The organism is Kineococcus vitellinus (assembly GCF_009906315.1).
Lineage (GTDB): Bacteria > Actinomycetota > Actinomycetes > Actinomycetales > Kineococcaceae > Kineococcus > Kineococcus vitellinus.
Window position 1 is genome coordinate 1 of the sequence record NZ_JAAALL010000401.1, and the last position, 3,058, is coordinate 3,058.

3 protein-coding genes are annotated in these 3,058 nt (G+C 74.6%); 2 read left to right on the plus strand and 1 reads right to left on the minus strand.

Annotation, left to right across the window (positions count from 1 at the left end; translation table 11 throughout):
* Nucleotides 1-42 precede the first annotated feature (42 nt).
* Nucleotides 43-1,113: an alcohol dehydrogenase catalytic domain-containing protein gene (locus GTQ99_RS21525; RefSeq protein ID WP_166617740.1), complete on the plus strand. Its 1,071-nt coding sequence runs from the start codon at nt 43-45 to the stop codon at nt 1,111-1,113.
* 104 nt (nt 1,114-1,217) lie between these two features.
* Nucleotides 1,218-2,066, plus strand: a complete 849-nt coding sequence (locus GTQ99_RS21530) for an aldo/keto reductase (RefSeq protein ID WP_166617741.1) — start codon at nt 1,218-1,220, stop codon at nt 2,064-2,066.
* Nucleotides 2,067-2,163: 97 nt separating this feature from the next.
* On the opposite strand, the gene GTQ99_RS21535 is transcribed toward GTQ99_RS21530, so the two are convergent.
* Nucleotides 2,164-3,036: a helix-turn-helix domain-containing protein gene (locus tag GTQ99_RS21535; RefSeq protein WP_420814602.1), complete on the minus strand. Its 873-nt coding sequence runs from the start codon at nt 3,034-3,036 to the stop codon at nt 2,164-2,166.
* Nucleotides 3,037-3,058: the final 22 nt, after the last annotated feature.

Below are 3,058 nucleotides of genomic sequence, written 5' to 3' on the forward strand. Positions count from 1 at the left end.
CCCCGAGAACCCGAACCCCCCAGAGAAACCCACGGAGGACACGTGAGCACCACCGTCAGCGCGTACGCCGCCCCCTCGGCCACCGAACCCCTCGCGCCCACCACGATCGAGCGCCGCGACGTGGGCGCCAAGGACGTGCGCATCGAGATCAGGTTCGCCGGCATCTGCCACTCCGACATCCACACCGCCCGCGGCGAGTGGGGCCCGGTCACCTGGCCCATCGTCGTCGGTCACGAGATCGCCGGCGTCGTCGCCGAGGTCGGCTCCGACGTCACGAAGTTCTCCGTCGGCGACCGCGTCGGCGTGGGCTGCATGGTGAACTCCTGCCGCGAGTGCGAGGCCTGCCGCGACGGCGAGGAGCAGTACTGCACCGGCAACGGCGAGGTCCAGGGCATGGTCGGCACCTACGGGGGCACCGACCCCGCCGACGGCCGCCCCACCGCCGGCGGCTACTCCCAGCAGGTCGTCGTCGACGAGGACTTCGTGCTGCGCATCCCCGACGCGCTCGGGCTCGACGTGGCCGCGCCGCTGCTGTGCGCGGGCATCACGACGTACTCGCCGCTGAACCACTGGAACGCCGGTCCCGGCACGAAGGTCGCCGTCATCGGCCTCGGCGGGCTGGGCCACATGGCCGTGCAGATCGCCGCGGCCATGGGGTGCGAGGTGACGGTCCTGTCGCAGTCGCTGAAGAAGCAGGAGGACGGCCTGCGCCTGGGCGCGAGCGCGTACCACGCCACCAGCGACCCCGACACGTTCACGCAGCTGCGGGGTTCCTTCGACCTCGTCGTGAACACGGTGTCCGCGAACCTCGACCTCGACGCCTACATGGGTCTGTTGCGCCGCAACGGGACCCTCGTCGAGGTGGGTGCCCCGGAGAACCCGATGTCGGTGCGGGCGTTCTCGCTGATCCCCGCGCGCCGCAGCCTGGCCGGCTCCAACATCGGCGGCATCGCGGAGACCCAGGAGATGCTGGACTTCTGCGCCGAGAAGGGCATCGCCGCCGAGGTCGAGGTCATCAGCGCCGACCGCGTCAACGAGGCGTGGGACCGCGTCGTGGCCTCCGACGTGCGCTACCGCTTCGTCATCGACACCTCCACGCTGCCGACCCCCTGAGGTTCCCCGCGACCCGGCACCGCCCGCAGCGGTGCCGGGCCGCGGTGCGCGCGGCGGCACCCACCCGCGTGCCGACCCGGTGCCCCGCCACTACGCTGGCGGGCATGGCACCCAGCGTTCCCCAGCTCACCTTCAACAACGGCGTGACCGTCCCCCAGCTCGGGTTCGGCGTGTGGCAGGTCGGAGACGACGAGGTCGTCCCGGCCGTCGAGACCGCGCTGGAGGCGGGGTACCGCCACATCGACACCGCCGCCATCTACGGCAACGAGACGGGCGTGGGCCGCGCGATCGCGCAGTCCGGCATCGCCCGCGACGACCTGTTCGTCACCACCAAGCTGTGGAACGCCGAGCAGGGCTACGACTCCACGCTGCGCGCCTTCGACGCGAGCCTGGAGCGGCTCGGCCTCGAGCGCGTCGACCTCTACCTGATCCACTGGCCGGTTCCGGCGGCCGGCGCCTACGTCGACACCTACAAGGCGTTCGAGAAGATCTACGCCGACGGCCGCGCCCGCGCGATCGGCGTCTCGAACTTCCAGCCGCACCACCTGCGCCACCTGCTCGGGGAGACGAGCGTCGTCCCGGCCGTCAACCAGGTCGAGCTGCACCCGTTCTTCCAGCAGGCCGAGCTGCGCGCCGCCGACGCCGAGCACGGGATCGTCACCGAGGCCTACAGCCCGCTGTCCTCCGGCAAGGGCGTCATCGACGACCCGGCGGTCCGCGCGCTGGCGCAGGCCCACGGCAAGACCCCCGCCCAGGTGGTGCTGCGCTGGCACGTGCAGCTGGGCAACCTCGTGATCCCCAAGTCGGTGACCCCGGAGCGCATCCGCGAGAACATCGACGTCTTCGACTTCGAGCTCTCCGACGCGGACATGGCCCAGATCGCCGGCCTGGACCGCGCCGACGGCCGCGTCGGTGCGGACCCGGACGTCATGAACGTGGGCGCCCCCGCCTGAGCGGCCCCTCGAGCGCGACCCGAGCGCCGGCCCCCGCACCCCGCACCGCGGGCGCGGGGGCCGGCGCTCGCCGGCGTCGGGGACGTGGCCGCCGCGCTCAGAGCGCCGCTCCCGCCGTCCGCGGCTCCTCGAACCCGTCGAGAGCGCCGTCCGCGCCGTGGCCCGTCAGCCGCGCGAGGCGCTCGGCGTCCCGCGTGCCCGGCGCGGCCGAGTAGACCACCGTGCGCAGGTCGCAGCCGGGGACCTGCAGGACGTCGCCGTCCAGGACGAGCGCGCCGACGTCGGGGTGGTCGACGTGCTTGCGCATGCCCCGGTAGCGGGCCGGCCGGGCCGCGCTCCAGCGCTCGACGAACTCGGGGCTGCGCGCGCGCAGGGCGTCGACGAGGTCGGTCAGCTCGGCGTCGTGGGGGTGCTCCAGCAGGGCGACCCGCAGGTCGCCCACGATCGCGTCGCGGAAGGTCTCGCCCTCACCGGGGTCGACCCGGACGCGCGGGTTCGGCTGCGTCATCTCGTACCAGACGACGTTGCGCGCCCGCCCCCGCAGCGCCGCGGAATCGCCCAGCAGCGCCGTCCAGGCGGGGTTCCACCGCAGCAGCCACCAGTCGGCGGAGTACACCGCGACCGGCCACTGCCGCAGCCGGGTGACCATGCGCTCCAGGCCCTCGGGCACCGCCCGGGCGACCGACCCCGTCGCGGGGGCCAGGCCGGCGGCGCGGTGCAGGAGGGCGGAGTCCTCGGCGCCCAGGCGCAGCGCGCGCGACAGCGCGGCCACCACGGGCGCCGACGGCCGGGTGGCGCGACCCTGCTCGAGCTGCACGAGGTAGTCCACGGACACCCCCGCCAGCAGCGCCAGCTCCTCGCGGCGCAGCCCCGGGGCCCGCCGGGCGGCGGCGGCCACGCCGGGGAGCACGCCCGCGAGCGCGGCGTCGCAGCGGTCGCGGAACCCGCGCAGCAGCGTCCCCAGGCCCAGGGCCCCCGCCGCCGTCCCCGTC

Bases quoted from the DNA above. Each gene is read 5' to 3' on its own strand.
- GTQ99_RS21530 (WP_166617741.1), top strand. From the start codon at position 1,218: ATGGCACCCAGCGTTCCCCAGCTCACCTTCAACAACGGCGTGACCGTC.